Here is a 21,898-nt window from a genome sequence, read left to right as displayed (position 1 = left end):
CCGTTCACAGCATCTGATGCTCGGTCAGCTTGCGGCGCAGCGTGTTGCGGTTGATGCCCAGCCACTCGGCGGCCTTGCTCTGGTTGCCGCCGGTGTGCTGCATCACGATCTCGAGCAGCGGCTTCTCGACCAGCTTGATCAGCATCTCATGCATGGAGTGCGGCTCCTCGCCGTCGAGGTCGCGGAAGTAGAGCTCGAGGTTCTCGCGCACGCTTTGGTCAATCGGTTTGGGCGTCATGCCAGCAGCCTTCTTGTTGTTGCTTCTTCTGTGGGATCGTTGTCGTCATTGGCCGCCGTCTCTGCCAGCGGCAGATACGGCAGGCGCTCATGCTGCTCGGCCAGGCTGCCGAACCATTGGTTCAGCGCCTCCACCTGGGCCTCACAGCTTTCCAGTTGATTCATCGCGCGCCGGAAGGCGTCGCCGCCCGGCAGCCCCTGCACGGCCCAGCCGATGTGCTTGCGCGCGCTGCGCATGCCAGTGAGCTCGCCATAGAGGCTGTAGTGGTCGTGCAGGTGCTCGATCAGCCAGGCGCGGGCATCGTGCACACGTGGCGCCGGCAGCGTCTCGCCGCTGCTCAGGTAATGCGCGATCTCGGCAAAGATCCATGGCCGGCCTTGCGCCGCGCGGCCCACCATTACCGCGTCCGCGCCGGTGTAGGCCAGCACCTGGCGTGCCTTGTGCGGGCTGTCGATGTCGCCGTTGGCCACCACCGGGATCTGCAGTGCGGCCTTCACCGCGGCCACCGTGTCGTACTCGGCCAGACCGCTGTAACCCTGCTCGCGGGTACGGCCATGCACCGTCACCAGCGCTACGCCGGCGCTTTCGGCGGCGCGGGCAATGCTCAGCGCGTTCTTTTCGGCTGCGCACCAGCCGGTGCGCATCTTCAGCGTCACCGGCACGCCCTGCGGCGCGCAGGCTGCCACCACCGCCTCGATGATCTGCAGCGCCAGCGCCTCGTCCTGCATCAGCGCCGAACCGGCCCATTTGTTGCACACCTTCTTGGCCGGGCAGCCCATATTGATGTCGATGATCTGCGCGCCACGGTCGACGTTGTAGGCCGCTGCCTCGGCCATCATGGCCGCATCGGTGCCGGCGATCTGCACCGCGATCGGCCCGGGCTCGCCTTCATGGTTGGCGCGGCGCGAGGTCTTGAGGCTGTTCCACAAGTCCTTGCGCGAGGTCACCATCTCGCTGACTGCATGCCCCGCGCCCAGGCGCCGGCACAGCTGCCGGAACGGACGATCGGTGACGCCGGCCATCGGCGCGACGAACAGATTGTTCGGCAGCTCGAAGGGGCCGATGCGAGGGCGGGCCAGCATGGGGGAGGAGGGGAGAGGGTGTGCTTAAAAAAGAGGCAGAAGTATACCTCCGCTGCCTCGATGTGCTCTGGCACTCTAGCCGGCAGGGCGGACCAGGCCCCGACTCGATAATGCCGGCCATGGAAGCCTGGTTGCATGAAATGACCGCTGCGCTGCTGGCGGCGCTGGCCTTGCCGGAGATCGGGCTGTCAGCGGTCTTCATCATTGCGCTGATCTCGGCCACCCTGCTGCCCATGGGTTCGGAGCCGGCGGTGTTCGCGCTGGTCAAGCTGGAGCCGACCATGTTCTGGCCGGTGATCGTGGTGGCCACGCTGGGCAATACCGTGGGCGGCGCTATCAGCTGGTGGATGGGCTATGGCGCTGAGCGCGCCTATGAGCATGCGCGTCAGCGCAAGCCGCCGGATGCGCGGGCGCTGCAGTGGCTGCAGCGCTTTGGCGCCAAGGCCTGCCTGCTGAGCTGGCTGCCGGTAGTGGGCGATCCGCTGTGCGCGGTGGCGGGCTGGCTGCGCCTGCCCTTCTGGCCCTGTGTGGCCTACATGGCGATCGGCAAGTTCGCCCGCTATCTGAGCATGACGGCGGCCTTACTCTACGTTTGGCCCACGGCTGGCTGAAGTGCTGACACGGGCGCGTCACTGCGCTGAAACACTGGCCATCGACACTCTTCCGTGAACCATTTCACGAATCGACAGAGGGGAACCGATGGACCAGAAGACCGATCCCACCCGCCGCGGCCTGTTGCTGGGTAGCGGGGCTGCCGTCGCCGCCGCCTTTGGCGGCCCGATCGCCGCACTCGCCGGCCGCGTGGCCCAGGCCTCCACCGGTGGTTGCGCCGCTGCCACCGCCTCGGTGCTGCTGGACAGTCCCTATGGTCCGACAGCGCCGGTTAATGATCTGAGCACCGGCCTGCCCTTGATCGAGCTGCCGGCCGGCTTCAGCTACAAGAGCTATGGCTGGCGCGGCGACATCATGTCCGACGGGCTGCCGACGCCAGGCGCGCACGACGGCATGGGCGTCGTGCTGCAGCGCCGCGTCGGACGGAGCAGCGAGATCATCCTTGTGCGCAACCACGAGCTCAGCACCAGCAGCAACGCGGCCAACATCATCGGCGCCAGCCGCGCGAATGTGGCCAAGTACGACACCGGCACCACCGGAACCAGCTACCAGATCGGCGGCAACACCAACCTGGTCTGGCGCGACGGCAACTGGGTGGGCAGCTATGCCTCTTTCGGCGGCATCAACCGTCCCTGTGCCGGTGGCGCGACGACCTGGGGCTCCTGGCTTTCCAACGAAGAGATCCGTAGCAACAGCGTCAGCAGCACGGGTAAGAAGCACGGCTACATCTTCGAGATTCCGGCCGACACCAGCCTCAATGCCGCCAGCACCGTGCCTATCATCGGCATGGGTCGCATGGCTCACGAGGCCAGCGCCATCGACCCTTCGACCGGCGACTGGTACCTCACCGAGGACCAGGGTAATGCCAACACCCTGTACCGCTTCCTGCCCAGCAACATCGGTGGTGGCATGGGCACTCTGCACGCCGGCGGCCGGCTGCAGGGCTTGAAGGTGGTCGGCGTGAACAACGCTGATCTGCGCAACCCGACCTTGTGCCAGACCTACCCCTGTGAGTGGGTGGAGATCGACAACCCGGACCAGGACGGCGCTACTCTGGCCTCGGTGGTGGGCAATGTCTCGGCCAGCGGCCCCTATCGCCAGGCTTACGCCCGCGGCGCGGCGATCTTCGGCGCCAACGAGGGCTGCTGGGTTGCGCAGGGCAAGGTGTTCTTCACCGACAAGCAGGTCACGACCTCGCCAGCCCGTGCCGGGCGCATCTGGGCGCTTGACCTGCAAAGCATGACGCTGCAGGCCATCTTCGTCAGCAACGATATCCAGGTCGGCAACTCGCCGGACAACCTCTGCCTCAGCCCGCGCGGCGGCGTGCTCTTCTGCGAGGACGGCGGCACAAGCGGCCCGAACAGCGGCGCCACCGTCACGCATCAGCGCCTGATGGGCCTGAATCCCAATGGCGGCAGCTATGTGTTCTCCCGCCACAACTACAACTTCACCCGCGCCCAGCTCGACGGCGCTGGCAAGACAGGCGCGACGTCCGGCAACCAGCGCAACAGCGAATGGGCCGGCGCGGTGTTCAGCCCGGATGGCCGGGTGCTCTTCGTCAACCTCTACGTGGGTGTGACGCTGGCCATCACCGGCCCTTGGGCCAACGGCACGCTGTGAGCAGCCGCCGTCTCTGTTTTCCGACCAGAAGGAACAGCCTCATGAAGACCAAGACGATTCCCTCGCTGCTGATTGCCGCTGCCGCAGTGCTGTCGGGCGCCCAGGCTTCGGCCGCCGCACTGCTGAGCTACTCGGCACCGGCAGGTACGGCCGTCACCGATTACAGCGCCGACGGGCTGCTGTCCTTCGATCTCGATCTGGGCAGCGTGTCGTCGGTGACGATGAATTTTGGCTTGGGCGCTGGCGACCGGCTTGCGCCGCTTGCCTTCAACGCGATCATCCGCAATCTGACGGGGCAGGGCCTGGAATCGCTGCGCTTCACGCTGAGCCAGGGCGGATTCTCCAGCGTTGGCAGCGTGACGCGCAACTTCGGAGGTAGCACTAGTTTCACCGGTCAAGGTGAAGGTTCGGTGCTGCTTGAGTTCTCGCCCGCTGAGTACCTGGATCTCGAAATCGGCAACGCTCTGGGTAGCACGGTCGGCGCCGCCGATTGGACGCTGGACGAGGCCGTGCTCGCTGCCGATCGCATCACCATCACCGTGAGCGCCAATGTGCCCGAGCCTGGCAGCTACGGCCTGGTGGCGCTTGGCCTGGGCCTGCTGGCCTTGCAGCGGCGCCGCTCGCGCGGCCGTTGAAGCGCCTCCTGGCAAGCGGGCCTTTTGGCGACGCGGCACAATTGCCGCCATGAGCACAACTCTCCCCGCCTATGCCGAACTGTGCGAGCGTCACCAGCGCATGCACAGGCTTTCCCACCTGCAGTCCATCGCATCCTGGGACCAGTCCGCCAATATGCCGCCTAAGGGCAATGAGGCGCGCTCGCTGGCCTTGGCTGAGATGGGCGGTCTGCTGCATCAGCTGGCCACCGAGCCGGTGCTGAAGGATCTGCTGGCGTGCGCCGAGCAGGAGAACCTGGACGATGTGCAGCGCGCCAGCCTGCGTGAGATGAAGCGCGTCTGGCGCTCGTCCAATGCGCTGCCGCAGTCGCTGGTGGAGGCAAAGAGCCTGGCAAACTCGCGCTGTGAGCATGCCTGGCGCAGCCAGCGCCCGGCCAATGACTGGGCTGGCTACCTGGAGAACATGCGCGAAGTGGTGCGCTATGCGCGTGAGGAAGCGCGCCTGCTGGCTGAGGACAGCGGCCTTTCCAAGTACGACGCGCTGATGGACCAGTACGAACCCGGCATGCGCGCCGCCGAGGTGGACCGCGTGTTCGGCGATCTGCGCCAGTGGCTGCCAGGCCTGATCCAGCAGGTGCAGGACAAGCAGAAGGGCGAGACGGTGATGCAGCCGGTCGGCCCCTTCGCAACGGCCGCGCAGCGTGCGCTGGGCCAGGACGCGATGTCGTTGATGGGCTTCGATTTCGAGGCCGGCCGCCTGGACGAGAGCGCGCATCCGTTCTGCGGCGGCGTGCCCGAGGACGTGCGCCTGACCACGCGCTACCGCGAAGACAACTTCCTGCCCAGCCTGACCGGCACCATCCACGAGACCGGCCATGCGCGCTATGAGCAGAACCTGCCGCGCCACTGGCTGGGACTGCCGATCGGTCAGGCACGCTCGATGGGCCTGCACGAAAGCCAGAGCCTGTCCTTCGAGATGCAGCTGGGCAGCCACCCGGGCTTTGCCAAGCTCCTAAGCCCGCTGGTGGTCAAGCACCTGGGCGAGCAGCCGGCTTTTGCGGCCGACAACCTGAACTGGCTGATGACCCGGGTCGAGCGCGGCTTCATCCGTGTGGACGCCGACGAGGTGACCTACCCGGCGCATGTGATCCTGCGCTACGAGATCGAGCGCGCGCTGATCGAGGGCGAGATCGAGTGCGAGGACATCCCGGCGCTGTGGGACCAGAAGATGATGGAGCTGCTGGGCCTGGACACGCGCGGCAACTACAAGAACGGCTGCATGCAGGACGTGCACTGGGGCTGCGGCCTCTACGGCTATTTCCCCTGCTACACGCTGGGCGCGATGTATGCCGCGCAGTGGTTCGCCACCATGCGCCGCGCGATGCCGGATCTGGACGCCCGCATTGCCGCGGGCGATCTGGCGCCGGTGTTCGACTGGCTCAAGTCCAATGTCTGGAGCCAGGGCAGCCGCTGGGAAACGCCGGAGTTGGTGCAGCGCGCCAGCGGCGAGACCCTCAACCCGGCGCACTTTCGCGCGCATCTGCAAGCGCGCTATCTGGGCGCTTGAGCCACCACCCGCAAGCGAACATGCAAAAGGGCGCCACAGGCGCCCATTTTTTGTCTTCAAAAGGAAGGACTGAGTCCGAGGCTCAGGCCTTGCGGCGGCGCGAGAAGCCGGCACAGGTGGCCAGGCCGGCCAGCGCCAGAGCCAGGCTGGCGGGCTCCGGCACCGCGTTGACGCTGACGTTGTCCAGCGAAGTGCCATAGCTGTCAGAGCTGCCGAGGGCGCCGAAGCTCAGGCGTGTCTGCGCGCCCTGGGCCACGAAGCTGGTGCTCAGCGTGGTCCAGCCGGTCTTGCTGTCCTGGCCGAATGCGTTGCAGGGCATGTCGCCGATCTGCCAGCAGAGGCCGTTGCTGGCCTGGCCCTTGTGGTCTGGGCGCTGGGCGTAGGAGAAGCTCAGCTCGTAGCGCTGGCCTGCCACGGTGTTCAGCATCTGCCAGATCGAGCTGTTGCTCGTGGTGTCCAGCTCGACAAAGTACTTGCCGAACGGTGTGCTGCCGGATGCGTTGTTGCGCACTTCGATGTTGCCGTTCCAGCCTTCGATGCTGTTGTAGATGTCCCAGCCTCCTTGGGCCAAGGTCTGGTTCGGCAGGGCCAGGCGCTCGAAGCTGCCGTTGGCGACGAGATTGGTGGACACCGGACCTGCCAGTGCCTGGCTGGCCCACAGCGGGCAGCTCATCAGGATGGCAAGGAGGACTGGGCGCATTGGGGACTCCGGGGGGGTGAGACAATCAATGCTGGAATTGTCCCGAGTTGCGCTGCCGCCGGCTTTCCCGCGGCCGCGGGGGAGGCGCTGCTGACTCGTGACGAAGTTGGCGGCCCGCTGAGCGGCGCCGCGGCCTGCCTCAGGCTTGCTGGCGCGCTTCCAGCGTGCGCAAGCTGTGGTCCAGGCGCTGCAGCGCCTGCTCCAGGCGGCAGCCTGGCAGCGGCTTTTCGGCAAGCAGGCGGCGCTGCGGATCGTGCAGCACATCCATGCGCAGGCCCAGGCCATGCGGCGCCAGCTGGTGCTGCAGCTTGACATGGCGCTTCAGCAACAGCGCGCGCGTTGCCTGGTAGGCATGCTCGGCCAGATGGCGGCGCTGCGAGTAGCTGAAGGTGTTGGCCAGAAACAGCTCGGGATCGCGCGGATCGGGCTCGAACAGCAGGATGTCAGTCTCGGGGTGGCTGTGTGCATAGCCGCGCATGCCGAGCTCCAGGCGCGAGTGGATCAGCGACCGCAGGGTCTGGCTCAGCACCACCGGCAGCCCGCCATCGACCATGCGCGGGATCGGCGGCGCGTTGGCATGCGGCGCGGCGGCGGCGGCTTCGCCGGCACGATGGGCCTGGTAGGGCACCAGCGGGTTCAGGCAGATCAGCAGATCCAGGCCTTCGTTGAGCAGCACCGAGGCGTGGATGGTGCGCTTCAGCGCGCCGTCGACATAGTGGCGCCCCTCGATCTCGACTGGCGGAAACAGACCCGGCAGGGCCGCGCTGGCCTGCACCGCGCGCGAGATCGGCACATGATCATGGCCCGGCATGCCGAAGGGCACGGATTCGCCACTGTCCAGATCGGTGGCCACCAGCACCAGGCGGCGCCTGAGCTTGCGGAAGTCGTCGCTGCGGCCTTTCTGGCTGAACTGCAGGTGCACCTGCTCGGCCAGCTTCTCGCCGGACAAGAGGCCGGTGGGCAGTGCCCGCCCCAGGCGCTCGAAGGCGCCCAGCAGCGAGCGCCGCTCCACCACGCGCTGCCACAGCGCCTCGCCCAGCAGGGCCGGCAGGCTGCGCAGGCGCAGCAGGTATTCATCCCAGGCGGGATGCAGCAGCACGCTGGGGTCGAAGCTGTCCGGCGGCGGCGCGCTGTTCTCGATGAAGGCCGCACAGATCTGGCGCGGCGTCATGCCGTTGACCAGCGCGGCCGCGATGAAGCCGCCAGCGCTGACGCCGATATAACTGTCGCAGCGCGTCAGGTCGAGGCCGTCGATCGATTCCTGGATCGCGCACAGCGCGCCGATCTCGTAGATCGCGCCCAGCGGGCCGCCACCGGCCAGCGCCAAGCCGATGCGGGGCTGGGCCTGGGGCGGGCGGCGACGGCTGCTGCTTTTGCTCATCGGCGTGCGTCAGCCTCAGGCCTGGTCTGCCGGCTTGCTAGCCGCTGCGCGCTTGCGCGGTGCTGCGGCCTTCTTGGCGGGAGCGGCCGGTGCCGCCTTCTTGGCGGGCGCTGCCCTCTTTGCGGCTGGCTTGGCGGCTGGCTTGGCAGAGGCCTTCTTCGCTGCAGGTTTGGCTGCGGCTTTGGGTGCAGCCTTGGCAGCGGGCTTGGCTGCAGCCTTCTTCTTGGCTGCGCCGGAAGCTGCCGGCTTGGCGCTGACCTTGCCGCCCAGCGCGTCGATGCGTGCGATCAGCGCATCGATGTCCTTGGCGGTCGGCACGCCCAGGCGCTTCAGGGCGCGGGCGACGCGCTCCTCGAAGATGGTTTCGAGCTTGTCCCAGTGCTGGCCGGCCTTGGTGCCGACCTCGTCTGCCATGCCGCTCATCTTCTGGGCCACTGCGCCGATCTTTTCCTCGGCCACCGATTGCGTCTTTTTCTGCAGTTTCATGCCTTCATGCACCAGCGCATCGAAGACCTTGCCGCCTTCGCCCTGGGCCTTGGCAAAGGCGCCCAGACCGGCCGCCCAGATCTGGTGTGCGGAGTCGCGCACGCTCTGACCCAGAGCGCCGTCCAACAGTCCGGCGGGCAGGCCGGGAATCGGCGAACTGGCCGTTGCCTTCTGCTTGGCGGCCATCTTCTGAAGCTTCTTGACCATATCGACAGTCCTTTATCGGTGAGTGGCAGGTGGCCGCAGCTTGGGCCTGTTTCCACTATAGGCCTGACTATGGCGTTCAGGCGCAGTGATTCCTAGTGTGCTGGCTCTACCACGGCCCTGGGGAAAGTGCGCAGCAGTGTGCCGCTGCGCCTGGTCAAGAATCGGGCCACAACAAGTCCATGCAACGCAGGAGACAGGCATGCAGTATTTCGTCACCGGAGCCACTGGCTTCATCGGCAAGCGTCTGGTCAAGAAGCTGCTCGCGCGGCGCGGCAGCACGGTCTACTTCCTGCTTCGCGAGGAGAGCCGCGACAAGCTGCCCGAGTTGCTGAACTTCTGGGGCGTCAGCAAGACGCGCGCGGTGCCGGTGTGGGGCGATCTCACCAGCAAGAAGCTGGGCGTAGCGCCCGAGCAGATCAAAGCCTTGAAGGGACAGATCGACCACCTCTACCACCTGGCCGCCGTCTACGACCTGAAGGCCGATGAGGAAAGTCAGGTCAAGACCAATATCGAAGGCACGCGCGCCATGGTGGAGTTTGCACAGGCCATCGATGTCGGGCATGTGCACCATGTCTCGTCCATCGCCGCAGCCGGCCTCTACGAAGGCGTGTTCCGCGAAGACATGTTCAGCGAGGCGGAAGGGCTGGACCACCCCTACTTCATGACCAAGCACGAGAGCGAGAAGATCGTGCGCAAGGAGTGCAAGCGGCCCTGGACCGTCTACCGCCCGGCCATGGTGGTGGGCGACTCGCACACCGGCGAGATGGACAAGGTGGACGGCCCTTACTACTTCTTCAAGCCAATCCAGCGCCTGCGTCAGATCCTGCCGCCTTGGATGCCAGCCGTCGGCCTGGAGGGCGGGCGCGTCAACATCGTGCCGGTGGACTATGTGGTGGCGGTGCTTGACCACATCAGCCACCACAGCCGCAAGAGCGGCGGCTGTTTCCACATCGTCGATCCGGTGGGCTACCGCGTCGGCGATGTGCTGGACATCTTCTCCAAGGCCGGCCATGCGCCGAAGATGAACCTGTTCATCAACGCGGCGCTGCTGGGCTTCATTCCGAAGAGCGTCAAGAAAGGCCTGATGGCGCTGGCGCCGGTGCGCCGCATCCGCCACGCGGTGATGAAGGACCTGGGCCTGCCCGAGGACATCCTCACCTTCATTAACTACCCGACCCGTTTCGACTGCCGCGAGACCGAGGCGGTGCTGAAAGGCTCGGGCATCAGTTGCCCCAATTTGCACGACTACGCCTGGCGCCTGTGGGATTACTGGGAGCGCCACCTTGACCCGGACCTCTTCATCGACCGCAGCCTGAAGGGCGCGACGGGCGGCAAGGTGGTGCTGGTCACTGGCGGCTCGTCCGGCATCGGCCTGGCCGCTGCCAAGAAGTTTGCCGAGGCCGGCGCCATCACGCTGATCTGCGCGCGCGACGAGGCCAAGCTGGCGGAGGCGGTGAAGGAGATTCGCGAGTTCGCCGGCCCCAAGGCCCAGGTGCACAGCTTCGCGGCCGACATTGCCGACGAGGCCAGCTGCGCCGCGATGATGGCCTGGATCAACGAGAACTTCGGCAGCGTCGACTTCCTGATCAACAACGCCGGCCGCTCGATCCGCCGCGCCATCGAGAGTAGCTACGACCGCTTCCACGACTACCAGCGCACGATGGACCTGAACTACTTCGGCTGCCTGCGCGTCACCATGGGCCTGCTGCCCGGCATGGTGGCCAAGAAGAAAGGTCATGTGGTCAATATCTCCAGCATCGGCGTGCTGACCAATGCGCCGCGCTTCTCGGCCTATGTGGCCAGCAAGGCCGCGCTGGACGCCTGGACCCGCTGCGCCTCCAGCGAGTACGCCGATCTGGGCATCACCTTCACCACCATCAACATGCCGCTGGTGCGCACGCCGATGATCGCGCCCACCAAGATCTACAACAACGTGCCGACGCTGGCGCCCGAGGAGGCCGCCGACATGGTGGCACAGGCATGCATCGGCAAGCCGGTGCGCATCGCCACCCGCCTGGGCGTGACCGGCGAGCTGATGCATGCACTGATGCCGCGCGTGGCGCAGATCGTGATGAACACCAGCTTCCGCATGTTCCCTGACAGTGACGCGGCAAAGGGCGACGCATCGGGCAAGGGCGGTGGCAAGCCGCAGCTCTCGCCCGAGGCCATCGCGCTGCAGCAGATGATGCGGGGCATCCACTTCTGAGGGGGCTGCGGGACAATGCGGGCTGATCAATTCATTCGAGGCCAGCCATGAGCATGAAACGTACCGACCTCGAGAAGAAGCTCGCCAAGAAGCTGGACGGCCGGCTGAAGTCCAGCCTGCCGCCGCAGCGCTTTGCGCAGGGCGCCGCTGTTGCGGCCGCCCAGGAAGAGCGCAAAGCCAGCAAGAAGGAGGCCGCGCCCAAGCTGGTGCCGCTGGCCTGCCGTTTGCCTGCCGATCTGGTGGCGCGTCTGCGCGAACGTGCCGTGGCGCATGCAGGCGGCATCCACGGCCTGATGACCGAGGCGGCCGAGGCCTGGCTCGGCAAGAAGGCCTGAGCGGCTGGAGCCGGCCCACAGCAAAGGGCGGGTGAAGTGGCCGCAGCAGAGGCGGCTCGTCAGCCTGCAGCGTGCGGATGGCGTCCGCGCCTGCCCGGCGTCAAGGGAGTGGTGCCTGGACTGCGGCATGATGGCGCACCTGTTCCATTCCTCCTGGGCCCTTGCTGATGCTGAGATTCCTACCTGCTCCGTTGCGCGGTGCGCTTGCTGCCGTCCTGCTGGGGCTGAACACCGTGATCGGTGTGTCGCTGATGATCGTGCCGGCGCTGATCAAGCTGCTGCTGCCCATCGAGGGCGTGCGCAAGCTCTGCACCCGCGTGCTCAGCGGCATCGCCTCCGGCTGGGTGGCGGTCAACAACGGCTGGATCGTGGCGGTCGGCGCCGCGCCCTGGGATGTGAAGGGCGTGGACGATCTGCACCAGCGCGGCTGGTACCTCGTCTCGCCCAATCACCAGAGCTGGGTCGACATCCTAGTGCTACAGCGCGTCTTCCACGGCCGCATCCCCTTCCTGAAGTTCTTCCTCAAGCAGGAGCTGATCTGGGTGCCGGTGATCGGCCTGGCCTGGTGGGCGCTGGACTTTCCCTTCATGAAGCGCGGCCGCAGCCAGGGCTCGAAGGCGGCCGATATGGCCACCACGCGCCAGGCCTGCGAGAAGTTCAAGAAGTTGCCCACCACGGTGATCAACTTCGTCGAAGGCACGCGCTATACCGAAGCCAAGCACGCCAAGCAGAACAGCCCCTACCGCCACCTGCTTAAGCCCAAGATCGGCGCCTTGTGCGTGGCGCTTGCCACGATGGGTGAACAGTTCGAGGCCCTGCTCGACGTGACCCTGGTCTATCCCGACGGCCGGCCTACCTTCTGGCACCTGCTGTGCGGCGACGTGGGGCGGGTGATCGTGCGGGTGCAGCAGCGGCCCATCCCGGCGGAACTGGTCGGGCGCGACCCGCAGCAGGACCGCGCGCTGCTGGTGCAGACCGGCCGCTGGATCGAAGCGCAATGGCGCGAGAAGGACGAGCTGATCGAACAGCTGCGTCGGGAAGCCGGCATGCCCGGCAGCTCCTGAGCGAAGCGGTCTTCTGCAGGCGGGGCCAGCGCCGCGCGCTGCGCAGGCCCGCTCAGGCGATCAGGCCGCCGGTGCAGCGACGTAATAGGCCTCGACCGTGCCCTTCAGCTTGATCGTCAGCGGCTGGCCGCGGCGGTCCACCGCCTTGCCGGCCGGCACCTTGATCCAGCCTTCGCTGATGCAGTATTCCTCGACGTCCTTGCGCTCCTTGCCGTTGAAGCGGATGCCGATCTCGGCCTGCTGCTCCATGATGGCCTTGTTGAAGTGCGGGCTGCGCGGGTCGACGGACAGGTGGTCGGGCAGGGGGATTTGGCTCATGGTCGGATGTGGGGAATTCGGGTTCGTAAACAGGCGGCCATTGTCCGCGATGCAAGCACCTCGGTCTCCAAACGCCGTGAATCAACGATCAGACAAAGTGCATCGTGGCCTTGCCTTGGCGCGCGGCGCGGCGCACCCAGAGCTTGCGTAGCTCCTCGGCCCACAGCACCAGACTGGCCGCCGCGGCCAGCGGCAGCAGCGCCGCCGGCTCCAGCGGCACGGTGTGGAACAGCGCATTCATCGGTGGCGCATAGACCACCAGCCCCTGCAGCACCACGCTCAAGCTCAGCCCGCCCAGCAACCAGGGGTTCTTTAGCAGGCCCAGCTGCAGCGCCGAGCGTGTGGCCGACTGGCAGTTCAGCACATTGAACCAGGCGCACATCGCCAGCAAGGTGAAGGTCTCGGTCTGCACCAAGGCCACGTCGGCGCCTTGGGCGATGCGCCAGGCGAACCAGCCGAAGCTGATGCCCGCGATCATCGGAGTCATCAGCGCCACCCGCTTCAGCAGGCTGGCGCCGAGCAGGCGGTCGTCACGCGCCACCGGGCGCTGGCGCATTTCGTCGCCGCTCGGTGGATCCATCACCAGGTTCACCGTCACCGTGCCTTCGGTGACGATATTGATCCACAGAATCTGCACCGCCGCCAGCGGCAGCGGGAAGCCGGCCATCAGCGCCAGCAGTAGCACCAGCAGAGCGGCCATCGAGGTGGCGAACAGGTAGAGGATCACCTTCTTCAGATTGGCGTAGACCACCCGGCCTTCCAGCACAGCGCCGACGATGGTGGCGAAGTTGTCGTCGGTAATGACGATCTTGGCCGCGCTCTTGGCCACCTCGGTGCCGGTGATGCCCATGGCCACGCCCACATCGGCGCGCGCCAGTGCGGGCGCGTCGTTGACACCGTCGCCGGTCATAGCCACCACCTCGCCACGCGCCTGCAGCGCCTCGACGATGCGCAGCTTTTGCGCCGGCTGCACCCGCGCGAACACCGCGATGCGCGGCAGCCGCTCATGCAGCTCGGCCTCGCCCATTCGCTCCAGCTCCACACCGTCCACCGCCTCGTCGCCGTCGCCGGCGATGCCGAGCTCGCGCGCGATCGCCAGGCCGGTGGCCTTGTGGTCGCCGGTCACCATCACCGGGCGGATGCCGGCGGCGCGGCAGTCTGCGACCGCGGAGCGCACCTCTTCGCGCGGCGGGTCGATCTGCCCCACCAGGCCCAGCAGCCGGGTGTGGCCCACCAGCGCATCGAAGCCCGCCTCGGCGTCCAGCGCGGCATCGTCCACGGTAGCAAAGGCCAGCACGCGCAGCGCGCGGCCGGCCAGCTGCTCAGCCTGCTCGCGCGCCTGCAGCAGCAGCTCGGGCGCGTTGCCCGTGCACAGGCGCAGCACCGCCTCGGGCGCGCCCTTGATCAGCACGCGGCGTGGCGCACCGTCCAGCCGGTGCCGCGTGGCCATCAGCTTGGTGTCGGAGTCGAAAGGCAGCTCGGCTTCGCGCGGCGCGGCCTGGCGTTGCGCCGCGACGTCCAGCCCGGCCTTGGCGGCCAGCACCAGCAGCGCGCCTTCGGTCGGGTCACCCAGCACCGTCCAGCTGCCGCGCTCATCGTCCTCGGGCGGCAGCAGCTCGGCGTCATTGCATAGCAGCGCAGCCTGCAGCAGCGGCTGCAGCAGCGCATGCCCTGCGGCGTCGATTCGCGCGGCCGAAGCGTCCGTGAAGCTGCCGCTCGGCGCATAGCCGATGCCCGACACCGCCAGCGTGGTGCCGTCGGGCAGCCACAGCGCCACCACCGTCATCTCGTTGCGGGTCAGGGTGCCGGTCTTGTCGGTGCAGATCACCGTGGTGGACCCCAGCGTCTCGACGGCGGAGAGCCGGCGGATGATGGCACCGCGCCCCGCCATGCGCTGCATGCCCACCGCCAGCGCAATCGTCATCGCCACCGGCAGGCCCTCGGGCACCATCGACACCATCTGGCTGATCGCCACCATCAGCACCGCGCTCAGCGGCAGCTCGCGCCACAGGCCCAGCAGCAGCACCCCCACGAACAGGCCCAGCGCCGCCACCACCAGCGCGCGGCCGAAGCGCTCGATGCGCTGCTCCAGCGGCGTCTTCGGTTCCTGCGCGCCCTCCGTCAGCCCGGCGATGCGGCCCACCTGGGTGTGCGCGCCGATGGCGCAGACCACGGCCCGCGCGCGGCCCGCGGTGATGTGCGTGCCGGAATAGACCATGCAGTGCCGGTCGGCCAGCGTGGCGGACTCGGGCACCGCCTGCACGGACTTGGACACCGGCACGGATTCGCCGGTCAGCGCCGCCTCGGCCACCTGCAGCTGCGCGGCCTCGACCAGCCGCGCATCGGCGCCCACAGCATCGCCCGCGGCCAGCAGCAGGATGTCGCCCGGTACCAGTTCGCGCGCCTCGATCTGCTGCTCGCTGCCCTCGCGCAGAACGCGCACGCGCAAGGCCGCAAGGCGCCGCAGCGCGGCCATAGAGCGCTCGGCCCGGCCTTCCTGAAAGCTGCCGACGGCTGCATTCACCAGCACCACCGCCAGGATCACCAGAGCATCGCCCTGATGGCCCAGCGCCACCGCCATGCCGGCAGCCACGAAGAGGATGTAGATCAGCGGGCTCTTGAACTGCTGCGCCACGGTGCGCCACAGGGGACGCGGCGCCGCCTCCGGCAAGGTGTTCCAACCCTGTGTGGCACGCCCGACGGCAATGCCGGCTGCATCAAGACCCAGGGCCGCATCGCTGCCGGTCTGGCGCAGCGCGGCTTCGGCGCTCAGTGCGTGCCAGTGCGGAGCTGCGGCACTGGCGCCCCTTGCTTCGATCATTTGCAGTCCCGATGGTTTGCTTCGCATCAGCGCCCATCATGTCGTAGGCCATCGCAGCCGGCTTTGAGCAAGCGCAGGGCCTGAGCGTCAGCCCCCCCTCGCCGAGCCCAGCAGCGTCACCAGCCCGGTGCTCAGGCCCGGCAGCAGCGCGATCAGCAGTGTGCCGACGAAGATCGCCAGCATGGCCGGCAGCACCGCGCGGGCCACATAGCGGATGGTCTTGCCGAACATCGCTGCGGCAAAGTAGATGTTCATGCCGGCCGGCGGGCACAGAAAGCCCACCTCCATCGCGGCCAGGAAGATGATGCCGAAGTGAACCGGGTCGATGCCGTAGGCGAGCGCCAGCGGCAGCAGCAGCGGCACCAGCACCGCGAGTGCGGCAAAGATCTCCATCAGCGCCGCCGCCACGAACAGGCACACGCACAGCGCCAGCAGGAACAGGTATTTGTTGGGGATTGCGCCCTGCACCCATTCCACCGCCAGGTCCGGAATGCCCGCATCCACCAGGAAGTTGGTCAGCGCCAGCGCCATACCCAGGATCAGCATCACGCCGCCGATCAGCTGCGCGCATTCGGACAGGCAACGCGCGAGCAGGCGCCAGCCCAGCTCGCGGTGCGCCAGCGCCTGGGTCAGCAGTGCATAGGCGGCCGTCAGCGCGGCGCTCTCGGTGGGTGTGGCCAGGCCGCTGGCCAGCGAGCCGATGGCCACCACCGGCGCCAGCAGTTCCCACTTGGCGACCCAGGCCGCCGCCAGCGCCTGGCGCGCGTTCGGTCGGCTGGGTGCGGGGCCCTTGCCCGCAGCGCCGCTGCCTCGCAGAAAGCCGCCAAACAGCAGCAGGCAGGCCACCATCACCAGGGCCGGCACCAGGCCGGCCAGGAACATGTCCATGATGGGCACACGGGCGATCACCGCATACATGATCAGCGGCACCGAAGGCGCCAGCAGCACGCCCAAGGCGCTGGCGCTGGTCACCAGGCCGATGCCGCGCTGCTCGGGATAGCCGGCATTGCGCAGCAGCGGCAGCAGCAAGCCGCCCAGCGCCAGAATCGTCACGCCGCTGCCGCCGGTGAAGGCGGTGAAGGCCGAGCACAGCACCGCTGCCGCCAGCACCGTGCCGCGCGCACCGCCGCCGAACAGCGCCACGAACAGCGTGCCCAGCCGCTGCGCCGCGCCGGTGCGTGCCATCACCAGGCCGGCCAGCGTGAACAGCGGCAGCGCCGGCAGCGAAGGGTTGACGGTGATCTGGTAGTGCGACAGCGCGATCGAGGCCAGCGGCAGCCCGTCGCTCCAGAACAGCGCCAGCGCCAGCCCGCCCAGCACCGCAAACACTGGAGCGCCGGCCAGCAGTGCCAGCAGCAGCAGTGCCAGCGCCGGCCACAGCAGGCCGCCCTGGCCATCGCCCGCGGCGGCCAGCAGCCAGCCGCTCAGCGGCAGCGTCAGGCCCAGCGCGAGGCGTGTCAGCAGCCCCGGCCCGCAGCGCAGGCCCAGCTTGAAGCCCAGCAGCGCAAAGCCCAGCGGCATGCCGGCCTGCACCCACCAAACCGGCAGGCCGTAGGCCAGTGTCTGCGCACCTTCGATCTCGCTGGCCACAAAGCGCCAGCTGGCCAGCGCCAGCATGCCGCACAGCAGCGCGGCGCTGCCCTTGGCGAAGGCCTGCACCCAGGCCCGGCTGCGTTCGCTGCCCAGCTGGCCCAGGCTGCTGCCCAGCGTGCTGAGATGGCCATGGCGCTCGGCCGCCACCGCGCCGAACATCGCCAGCAGCAGGCCCAGGTGCTGCACCAACACCGAAGCGTTCTCGATGCCGCGGCCCATCAGCGGGCGCAGCGCGATCTCGGCCAGTGGCAGCAGCACCATCAGCGCCAGCGCCACCGAGGCGAAGCCTTCGTCGAAGCGAGCCAGCCAGCGGGCCGGCCCGCCGGCTGCAGGCATCGCGGCTTGTTCAGCCATGCTCACTCACTGCCCCTTGCTGGCGCGGTAGGCCTTCAGATGCATGAAGACTTCGTCAAAAGTATCGGCCGGCACCATGCTGCCGCGGATGCGCGGGTACAGGCGCTCGGCCAGCTCATTCCATTCGCGCATCTGCTCGGCCGAGGGCTTGTTCACCTTGAGGCCGCGCTTCTTCATCGCCTCCACCGCCTCGTCCACTTCCTTGCGGGCCTGCTGTCGCATCACCACGCCGGCCTTCTCGCCGCCGCTCTTCAGCGCCTGCTGAGCGGCGGGTGACATCGCGTCCCAAGCCTTCTTGGTGACCACCAGTGCGCCGACGATCGGCGCCCAGTTGATGTCCAGCATGTTCTTGGCGGTGTCGTAGACCTGGCTGGCCAGCGCGAAGTAGGGCGTAGAAGGCACCACATTGATCATGCCGGTCTGCATCGCGGGCAGGATGTCGGCCGTCTCCAGCGGCACCGGCGTGTAGCCCAGGCTCTTCATGATGGCCTGCTGCTCGGGCTCCGAGCCCCAGGCGAAGAACTTCATGCGCTTGAAGTCATCCGGCCGCAGCGCCGGCTCCTTGGAGAAGAAGCGCACCCAGCCGGCATCGCCCCAGGCCACCACCACGAAGCCGCGTTCCAGAAAGCGCTTCTCCATGGCCGGACGCATCTTTTCGCGCACATGGTCCACTTCGTCCCAGTTGCGGAACAGCAGCGGCAGGTTCTGCAGCGCAGCCACCGTGGGCTCGATCTCGCGCAGCCCCACCACCGACATCAACGCGCCCTGCAACTGGCCGATTCGCATGCGCCGCGCCAGCTCGGCCTCGCCGCCCTGGCTGCCGTCGGTGAATGCCACGAAGCGCGCATTGCCGCCCTGCGCGGCGCGCCAGCTCTCGCCCATCTCCATCAGCTGCTGGTGGTATTGCGAGTTCTTGGGCACCAGGCTGCCGATGCGCAGCTGCACCGGCGCCTGCGCCCAGGCACTGCCGGTGGCTGACATCAAGGCCATCAGCATCAAGGCGGCGGCGTGGCGGCGGTGGAGGTGTGTCATCGTGGGCCTGCGGGGCGTGAGAGGGATGTGGAACAAGAGAAGGGGCCGAGCGCGGCCTCAGAACAGATCGTCCGCGCTGTCGAGTAGCCATTGCGCGCGCTGGCGCATCACCTGGTTGCCCAGGCTCTGCCCCGGCACGGCCAGCGCCTGGCGCAGCAGCGCCTCGAACGCAGCGCGATCACCGGCGGGCAGGGCCAGCGTCTCGGCCTTGCCTACCAGTGCGCCGGCATTGCGCCCGCTGCCAGCGGCAATCGCCTGATCGAACAAAGTCTCGGCTCGTCGCGCTTTGCCGCCGGGGCGCGAGGCCTCCAGCGTGGCCAGCAGCCCGGCCAGAGCACCCTCGCCATGCGCGGGCTGCGTGGCCCAGGCCAGCTCGGCCAGGCGCAGCGCCAGCGGCAGATCGGCCACGGCTTCGGGCTTGTCTTTCGATAGCGAGATGTAGGCAGCCCACGAAGCCGCCGCCCAATAGGCCACGCCCACCTGTTCAGCCGGCAAGGGCGGCAGCGGCTGCCCAGCCGATGACTGCTGCAAGCGCTGCAGGAAAGCGCCGCGGTGGTGCTGCTCCAACGCCGCCATCGCGTGCCGGTGGGCGCGCAGATACAGGCGCGCGGCACGCTGGCGCAGCGCTTGCGCGGCGCGCGCATCGCGGCTCTCCAGGCGGTCGGCTTCGAAGGCCACAAAGGCATAGCCATATTGCGTGAAACCGCCCGCAACCGATTCGGCCAGCGCCAGATGCCCCGGCGTCTGGCGCAGCAGCGATTCCGATAACTTCAGATAGAAGGCGCTGGCCTCGCGCGCCAGCAGCAGGTCTTCCTCTTCGGCCTGGCCCTGGCTGGCCAGCTCATCCGCCACGCTGCGCACCAGCATCAGCCGCGGCGAGCAGGCGCTGAGCAGGCATGCCATGAGCAGCAGCAACAGGGTGGGGAGTCGAGAGGGAGCCATCATGCGGGCGGGGCGATGAAAGAGGCAGAGCGGGCAGGGCTTCTACAAGCGCAGCGGGCAGTCTAGGCAGGCTTGATGAAAGATCCGTGAAGCTGTCACACACGCCTCCATCGGCTGTCACAGCCTTGTCGCAATTGGTGGGGTGTGTCGGTTTGTCATCTGCACTGCCCATACTTGGCGGCAGATCACAGCGCCACAGCGCCACAGCACCCAGCCCCCCACACCGAACGAGGTCCGCTTGATCAGCGACAGCAGCCGCCCTTGCCATTGCCCGTGCAGCCCCTTGCCTGAACTTGTGCCGCCGTGCCAGCGCCTGCGTCAGGCCGCTGCGGGCCTGGGCGCCGGGCCGGTGACGCTGGCGCAGCTGGCGGCGCTGCAAGGCCCTGCCGCGCTGGGCTCGCTGCTGGTGCTGCTGGCCGCGCCCTGCGTGCTGCCTGTGCCCGGCGTGGGCAATGTGATGGGCCTGGCGCTGATGATGCTGGCCCTGCCGATGTGGCGCGGCCAGCCCATCGCTGCCTTGCCTGCCGGCGTGGCCGGCTTTCAGATGCCGGCCCGTTGGGCGCGTCGTGCGCTGCTGCTGATGGCCGGGCTCTATGCGCTGGCCGAGCGCATCACGCGCAGCGGGCGCCGCCGGCCACAGGGCGCCGCGCCGCAGCCAGCACAGCAGCCGGGGCCGCGCCCCTGGCTGGCCGCCCATGTGGCGCTGATGGGCGGGCTGATCTTTCTGCCGCTGCCGCTGGGCAATGTGCTGCCGGCGCTGAGCCTGGCACTGCTGGGCCTGGCGCTGGCCCTGCATGACCGGTTGTTGATGGCTGGCGCGCTAGCCGCCGGCCTGCTGGCCTGGGTCTACACCGCGGCACTGGGCCTGGCCGTATGGGCCTGGGGGCTGGCGCCAGTGTTGAACTACCTGGGCCTCTCGGCCCGCTGACGATCACCAAGCGCTCTGAGCGGCCGCAGCAGATCGCCCAAGCCGTTGTGGTCGATCTCATGCATCAGCGCTAGCAGCCGCCCGATCTCGCTCTTGGGGAACCCCTCGCGCGCAAACCAGTTTAGGTAATTGCCTGGCAGATCCGCCAGCAGCACGCCCTTGTGCTTGCCAAAAGGCATGGGGGTGGTGACGAGTTTCTGCAGGTCGGGCGCGTTCATGGGGGGAGAGGGTAGCGCAGCCGCGGGCCGGGGGTGCCGGGCTGGCACTAACGTATGGACTGATGACATACTCAGGCCATCAAGCCGGGGCATGGAACCCCGCCGTGCGCCAGTGGTCGTTGCAACAAGCTGCCGGTTTTGCCCGAGAAATGGTGCGGTTTTATCCGGCAGGGCTGGGGAGGGTAGTCAATTGTGACAAGGGCTTGGGGGCGTCAGGGCGCCAGATGTTGTACAGCACGCGCCAAGGTTATGCAGCAGCGTCTGTCGCCCTAAATTGCTTTGAATGGCACGGTGCAGAGTCTGATGAACTCGAACGACAAACAGCTCAAGAGGGAATGGAAGCTGGAGCAGAATCGGCTCGCAAGTGCAGCATTCCCGATGCCCGACACATTGTTGGAGTCGCTGTTCAATACAGTGGGGGCGCGGGTAGGAGATTCAGGGTGCGATCACACCTTGCGGTTCACTGAGCGGTGGATCGGAGAGCATGGGCAGTCCGCTTCTTCAGTGCTCGATTGGCTTAAGGGCCAGGGCGGCCTCTGCGATTGCGAGGTCGTGGCAAACGTTGCGGATCACTGGGAGCAGAACCGATGACCATCGACTTGCCGTCCAACCTTTTTTCTGCAGCGGACGGCTTTGTCGCCCGCTGATCTTGAAAGTTAGTCGTCGCCAAATAACCATCTTCCCCCTCGACTATGAGAACACTCCTACTGTTTTTCGTACTCTTGCCATTCGGCACCAACATATTCGCCCAGGCCTGCTGGTCCGAGTGGGAGCACGGCGGCGAGAAGCTCATGAGACATAGCTGCACGCAAAACGTGTCCATTCCTGACCCCGACAGACTGTGCAAGTCTCGCATCAAGGAAGACGAGATTCGCACTGCTGCGTCTTGTCCGGCCACAGCCAAGAAGTTCCACAAAGGCGTCGTCATAGTGGAGCCCGTTGACTTTCGCTGTATGGGATACAAGCCGCCGGCCGCCGGCGGCGCGGCCAACACTTTTCACTATGGCCTAGGCAAGAACCAGCAGGACCTTGAGGTCGTTCGCAACCTGTGCACCCAGTTTGGTGGCAAGTGGGAAGTTGCCAATTGAGCACCAGTCGCCGGTGAGGCCTACCAACTCGCTTAACCACCGCCCCCCAACGGCGGGCTGTCTTGGCCCGGCCTGGGGTGCGCGATACTTTTTCCCAGCCAGGGCCAACCCATCCCGCCGCATTGAGCCGCGTAGGTCGAACGGTTAGTCCGCGCAAAGAAGTCGCTTGGTTAGCTGCACGCCCATGAGAACCCCGAAGGCAGTTCCCATCGTCCTGCGGCAAGGCCCATCGGGCGCGGAGGTGCTGCTGTTCATCCACCCGCTGGCTGGCGTGCAGCTTGTGAAGGGAACAGTGGAGCCTGGTGAGTCAGTCAACGAGGCGGCCATCAGAGAGCTTGCCGAGGAGTCAGGCATCGAGGGCGCTTTGAACTGACCCCGTGAAGTTGGACGGGTGGTGGGCTAGTTCGTGGCAACGCGTTGACGATATTCGATGGGGCTCAGTCCGTTCAATTTCAGCCGTATTCGGTCCTGGTTGTAGTAGCGGATATAGCC

The 21,898-nt window shown here is 67.3% G+C and carries 23 protein-coding genes; 11 read left to right on the top strand and 12 right to left on the bottom strand.

Features of this window, described 5'->3' with window-relative positions:
- Window positions 1-4: 4 nt before the first annotated feature.
- Together ACIQ67_RS12040 and dusB are read right to left on the bottom strand one after the other, a co-directional pair.
- Entirely contained in the window at window positions 5-238 is a 234-nt protein-coding gene (locus ACIQ67_RS12040; RefSeq protein ID WP_397534607.1) for a helix-turn-helix domain-containing protein, read from the bottom strand.
- A complete protein-coding gene (gene dusB, locus ACIQ67_RS12035; protein WP_397534606.1) occupies window positions 235-1,320 on the bottom strand; it encodes a tRNA dihydrouridine synthase DusB in 1,086 nt (361 codons plus the stop codon). Before dusB ends, ACIQ67_RS12040 begins: the two co-directional genes overlap by 4 nt.
- Before the next feature lie 119 nt (window positions 1,321-1,439).
- Between dusB and ACIQ67_RS12030 the strand changes: the two genes are divergently transcribed.
- From ACIQ67_RS12030 to ACIQ67_RS12015, 4 genes are all read left to right on the top strand, one after another.
- Window positions 1,440-1,931 (top strand): YqaA family protein, encoded by a 492-nt coding sequence (locus tag ACIQ67_RS12030; protein ID WP_397534605.1) that lies wholly within the window; start codon window positions 1,440-1,442, stop codon window positions 1,929-1,931.
- A gap of 88 nt (window positions 1,932-2,019) precedes the next feature.
- A complete protein-coding gene (locus tag ACIQ67_RS12025) occupies window positions 2,020-3,552 on the top strand; it encodes an alkaline phosphatase PhoX (protein WP_397534604.1) in 1,533 nt (510 codons plus the stop codon).
- Window positions 3,553-3,593: 41 nt separating this feature from the next.
- A complete protein-coding gene (locus ACIQ67_RS12020) occupies window positions 3,594-4,187 on the top strand; it encodes a PEP-CTERM sorting domain-containing protein (RefSeq protein ID WP_397534603.1) in 594 nt (197 codons plus the stop codon).
- Between the two features lie 49 nt (window positions 4,188-4,236).
- Entirely contained in the window at window positions 4,237-5,733 is a 1,497-nt protein-coding gene (locus tag ACIQ67_RS12015; protein ID WP_397534602.1) for a carboxypeptidase M32, read from the top strand.
- Between the two features lie 82 nt (window positions 5,734-5,815).
- On the opposite strand, the gene ACIQ67_RS12010 is transcribed toward ACIQ67_RS12015, so the two are convergent.
- The 3 genes from ACIQ67_RS12010 to ACIQ67_RS12000 all read right to left on the bottom strand — a co-directional run bounded on the left by ACIQ67_RS12010 (window position 5,816) and on the right by ACIQ67_RS12000 (window position 8,507).
- Entirely contained in the window at window positions 5,816-6,433 is a 618-nt protein-coding gene (locus tag ACIQ67_RS12010) for a DUF642 domain-containing protein (protein WP_397534601.1), read from the bottom strand.
- 139 nt (window positions 6,434-6,572) lie between these two features.
- Window positions 6,573-7,814, bottom strand: coding sequence for a patatin-like phospholipase family protein (locus ACIQ67_RS12005; protein WP_397534600.1), 1,242 nt, complete (start codon window positions 7,812-7,814; stop codon window positions 6,573-6,575).
- Window positions 7,815-7,829: 15 nt separating this feature from the next.
- Complete coding sequence (locus ACIQ67_RS12000) at window positions 7,830-8,507, bottom strand: phasin family protein (protein ID WP_397534599.1); 678 nt, start codon at window positions 8,505-8,507, stop codon at window positions 7,830-7,832.
- 199 nt (window positions 8,508-8,706) lie between these two features.
- On the opposite strand from ACIQ67_RS12000, the gene ACIQ67_RS11995 reads away from it, so the two are divergent.
- The 3 genes from ACIQ67_RS11995 to ACIQ67_RS11985 all read left to right on the top strand — a co-directional run bounded on the left by ACIQ67_RS11995 (window position 8,707) and on the right by ACIQ67_RS11985 (window position 12,112).
- Window positions 8,707-10,713, top strand: a complete 2,007-nt coding sequence (locus ACIQ67_RS11995) for an SDR family oxidoreductase (RefSeq protein WP_397534598.1) — start codon at window positions 8,707-8,709, stop codon at window positions 10,711-10,713.
- Window positions 10,714-10,760: 47 nt separating this feature from the next.
- Complete coding sequence (locus ACIQ67_RS11990; RefSeq protein WP_397534597.1) at window positions 10,761-11,048, top strand: hypothetical protein; 288 nt, start codon at window positions 10,761-10,763, stop codon at window positions 11,046-11,048.
- A 167-nt stretch (window positions 11,049-11,215) separates the two neighbouring features.
- Entirely contained in the window at window positions 11,216-12,112 is an 897-nt protein-coding gene (locus ACIQ67_RS11985; protein WP_397534618.1) for an acyltransferase, read from the top strand.
- Between the two features lie 60 nt (window positions 12,113-12,172).
- Here ACIQ67_RS11985 and ACIQ67_RS11980 read toward each other — a convergent pair whose 3' ends face one another.
- From ACIQ67_RS11980 to ACIQ67_RS11960, 5 genes are all read right to left on the bottom strand, one after another.
- Window positions 12,173-12,430 (bottom strand): DUF3297 family protein, encoded by a 258-nt coding sequence (locus ACIQ67_RS11980; protein ID WP_397534596.1) that lies wholly within the window; start codon window positions 12,428-12,430, stop codon window positions 12,173-12,175.
- A gap of 88 nt (window positions 12,431-12,518) precedes the next feature.
- Window positions 12,519-15,251, bottom strand: coding sequence for a cation-translocating P-type ATPase (locus ACIQ67_RS11975; RefSeq protein ID WP_397534595.1), 2,733 nt, complete (start codon window positions 15,249-15,251; stop codon window positions 12,519-12,521).
- Window positions 15,252-15,338: 87 nt separating this feature from the next.
- A complete protein-coding gene (locus tag ACIQ67_RS11970; RefSeq protein ID WP_397534594.1) occupies window positions 15,339-17,198 on the bottom strand; it encodes a TRAP transporter large permease subunit in 1,860 nt (619 codons plus the stop codon).
- Window positions 17,199-17,204: 6 nt separating this feature from the next.
- Window positions 17,205-18,230: a TRAP transporter substrate-binding protein DctP gene (dctP, locus tag ACIQ67_RS11965; protein ID WP_397534593.1), complete on the bottom strand. Its 1,026-nt coding sequence runs from the start codon at window positions 18,228-18,230 to the stop codon at window positions 17,205-17,207.
- A gap of 57 nt (window positions 18,231-18,287) precedes the next feature.
- The gene (locus ACIQ67_RS11960) at window positions 18,288-19,133 is read right to left on the bottom strand and encodes a TRAP transporter TatT component family protein (RefSeq protein ID WP_397534592.1); all 846 of its coding nucleotides are present in this window, start codon (window positions 19,131-19,133) and stop codon (window positions 18,288-18,290) included.
- Between the two features lie 322 nt (window positions 19,134-19,455).
- On the opposite strand from ACIQ67_RS11960, the gene ACIQ67_RS11955 reads away from it, so the two are divergent.
- The gene (locus ACIQ67_RS11955; RefSeq protein ID WP_397534591.1) at window positions 19,456-20,100 is read left to right on the top strand and encodes an exopolysaccharide biosynthesis protein; all 645 of its coding nucleotides are present in this window, start codon (window positions 19,456-19,458) and stop codon (window positions 20,098-20,100) included.
- On the opposite strand, the gene ACIQ67_RS11950 is transcribed toward ACIQ67_RS11955, so the two are convergent.
- A complete protein-coding gene (locus ACIQ67_RS11950; RefSeq protein WP_397534590.1) occupies window positions 20,076-20,318 on the bottom strand; it encodes a DUF3820 family protein in 243 nt (80 codons plus the stop codon). The genes ACIQ67_RS11955 and ACIQ67_RS11950 overlap by 25 nt on opposite strands.
- A 303-nt stretch (window positions 20,319-20,621) precedes the next feature.
- On the opposite strand from ACIQ67_RS11950, the gene ACIQ67_RS11945 reads away from it, so the two are divergent.
- The 3 genes from ACIQ67_RS11945 to ACIQ67_RS11935 all read left to right on the top strand — a co-directional run bounded on the left by ACIQ67_RS11945 (window position 20,622) and on the right by ACIQ67_RS11935 (window position 21,779).
- On the top strand, window positions 20,622-20,909 hold the full coding sequence (locus ACIQ67_RS11945; protein ID WP_397534589.1) for a DUF2695 domain-containing protein: 288 nt from the start codon (window positions 20,622-20,624) through the stop codon (window positions 20,907-20,909).
- A gap of 101 nt (window positions 20,910-21,010) precedes the next feature.
- Window positions 21,011-21,406, top strand: coding sequence for a hypothetical protein (locus ACIQ67_RS11940; protein ID WP_397534588.1), 396 nt, complete (start codon window positions 21,011-21,013; stop codon window positions 21,404-21,406).
- Window positions 21,407-21,590: 184 nt separating this feature from the next.
- The gene (locus ACIQ67_RS11935) at window positions 21,591-21,779 is read left to right on the top strand and encodes an NUDIX domain-containing protein (protein ID WP_397534587.1); all 189 of its coding nucleotides are present in this window, start codon (window positions 21,591-21,593) and stop codon (window positions 21,777-21,779) included.
- Between the two features lie 26 nt (window positions 21,780-21,805).
- Here ACIQ67_RS11935 and ACIQ67_RS11930 read toward each other — a convergent pair.
- A partial coding sequence (locus tag ACIQ67_RS11930; protein ID WP_397534617.1) for an IS3 family transposase occupies window positions 21,806-21,898 on the bottom strand: 93 nt, incomplete at its 5' end.

The organism is Roseateles sp. (assembly GCF_044373315.1).
GTDB lineage: Bacteria > Pseudomonadota > Gammaproteobacteria > Burkholderiales > Burkholderiaceae_C > JACDQM01.
The sequence above is the reverse complement of the archived record's forward strand: the minus strand, read 5'-3'. Positions and strand labels throughout refer to the sequence as shown.

What these genes read in the sequence shown, in the direction of transcription:
- ACIQ67_RS12040 (WP_397534607.1), bottom strand. Translation starts at nt 238, where the DNA reads ATGACGCCCAAACCGATTGACCAAAGCGTGCGCGAGAACCTCGAGCTC.
- dusB (WP_397534606.1), bottom strand. Translation starts at nt 1,320, where the DNA reads ATGCTGGCCCGCCCTCGCATCGGCCCCTTCGAGCTGCCGAACAATCTG.
- ACIQ67_RS12030 (WP_397534605.1), top strand. Translation starts at nt 1,440, where the DNA reads ATGGAAGCCTGGTTGCATGAAATGACCGCTGCGCTGCTGGCGGCGCTG.
- ACIQ67_RS12025 (WP_397534604.1), top strand. Translation starts at nt 2,020, where the DNA reads ATGGACCAGAAGACCGATCCCACCCGCCGCGGCCTGTTGCTGGGTAGC.
- ACIQ67_RS12020 (WP_397534603.1), top strand. Translation starts at nt 3,594, where the DNA reads ATGAAGACCAAGACGATTCCCTCGCTGCTGATTGCCGCTGCCGCAGTG.
- ACIQ67_RS12015 (WP_397534602.1), top strand. Translation starts at nt 4,237, where the DNA reads ATGAGCACAACTCTCCCCGCCTATGCCGAACTGTGCGAGCGTCACCAG.
- ACIQ67_RS12010 (WP_397534601.1), bottom strand. Translation starts at nt 6,433, where the DNA reads ATGCGCCCAGTCCTCCTTGCCATCCTGATGAGCTGCCCGCTGTGGGCC.
- ACIQ67_RS12005 (WP_397534600.1), bottom strand. Translation starts at nt 7,814, where the DNA reads ATGAGCAAAAGCAGCAGCCGTCGCCGCCCGCCCCAGGCCCAGCCCCGC.
- ACIQ67_RS12000 (WP_397534599.1), bottom strand. Translation starts at nt 8,507, where the DNA reads ATGGTCAAGAAGCTTCAGAAGATGGCCGCCAAGCAGAAGGCAACGGCC.
- ACIQ67_RS11995 (WP_397534598.1), top strand. Translation starts at nt 8,707, where the DNA reads ATGCAGTATTTCGTCACCGGAGCCACTGGCTTCATCGGCAAGCGTCTG.
- ACIQ67_RS11990 (WP_397534597.1), top strand. Translation starts at nt 10,761, where the DNA reads ATGAGCATGAAACGTACCGACCTCGAGAAGAAGCTCGCCAAGAAGCTG.
- ACIQ67_RS11985 (WP_397534618.1), top strand. Translation starts at nt 11,216, where the DNA reads ATGCTGAGATTCCTACCTGCTCCGTTGCGCGGTGCGCTTGCTGCCGTC.
- ACIQ67_RS11980 (WP_397534596.1), bottom strand. Translation starts at nt 12,430, where the DNA reads ATGAGCCAAATCCCCCTGCCCGACCACCTGTCCGTCGACCCGCGCAGC.
- ACIQ67_RS11975 (WP_397534595.1), bottom strand. Translation starts at nt 15,251, where the DNA reads ATGATCGAAGCAAGGGGCGCCAGTGCCGCAGCTCCGCACTGGCACGCA.
- ACIQ67_RS11970 (WP_397534594.1), bottom strand. Translation starts at nt 17,198, where the DNA reads ATGGCTGAACAAGCCGCGATGCCTGCAGCCGGCGGGCCGGCCCGCTGG.
- dctP (WP_397534593.1), bottom strand. Translation starts at nt 18,230, where the DNA reads ATGACACACCTCCACCGCCGCCACGCCGCCGCCTTGATGCTGATGGCC.
- ACIQ67_RS11960 (WP_397534592.1), bottom strand. Translation starts at nt 19,133, where the DNA reads ATGGCATGCCTGCTCAGCGCCTGCTCGCCGCGGCTGATGCTGGTGCGC.
- ACIQ67_RS11950 (WP_397534590.1), bottom strand. Translation starts at nt 20,318, where the DNA reads ATGAACGCGCCCGACCTGCAGAAACTCGTCACCACCCCCATGCCTTTT.
- ACIQ67_RS11945 (WP_397534589.1), top strand. Translation starts at nt 20,622, where the DNA reads ATGAACTCGAACGACAAACAGCTCAAGAGGGAATGGAAGCTGGAGCAG.
- ACIQ67_RS11940 (WP_397534588.1), top strand. Translation starts at nt 21,011, where the DNA reads ATGAGAACACTCCTACTGTTTTTCGTACTCTTGCCATTCGGCACCAAC.
- ACIQ67_RS11935 (WP_397534587.1), top strand. Translation starts at nt 21,591, where the DNA reads ATGAGAACCCCGAAGGCAGTTCCCATCGTCCTGCGGCAAGGCCCATCG.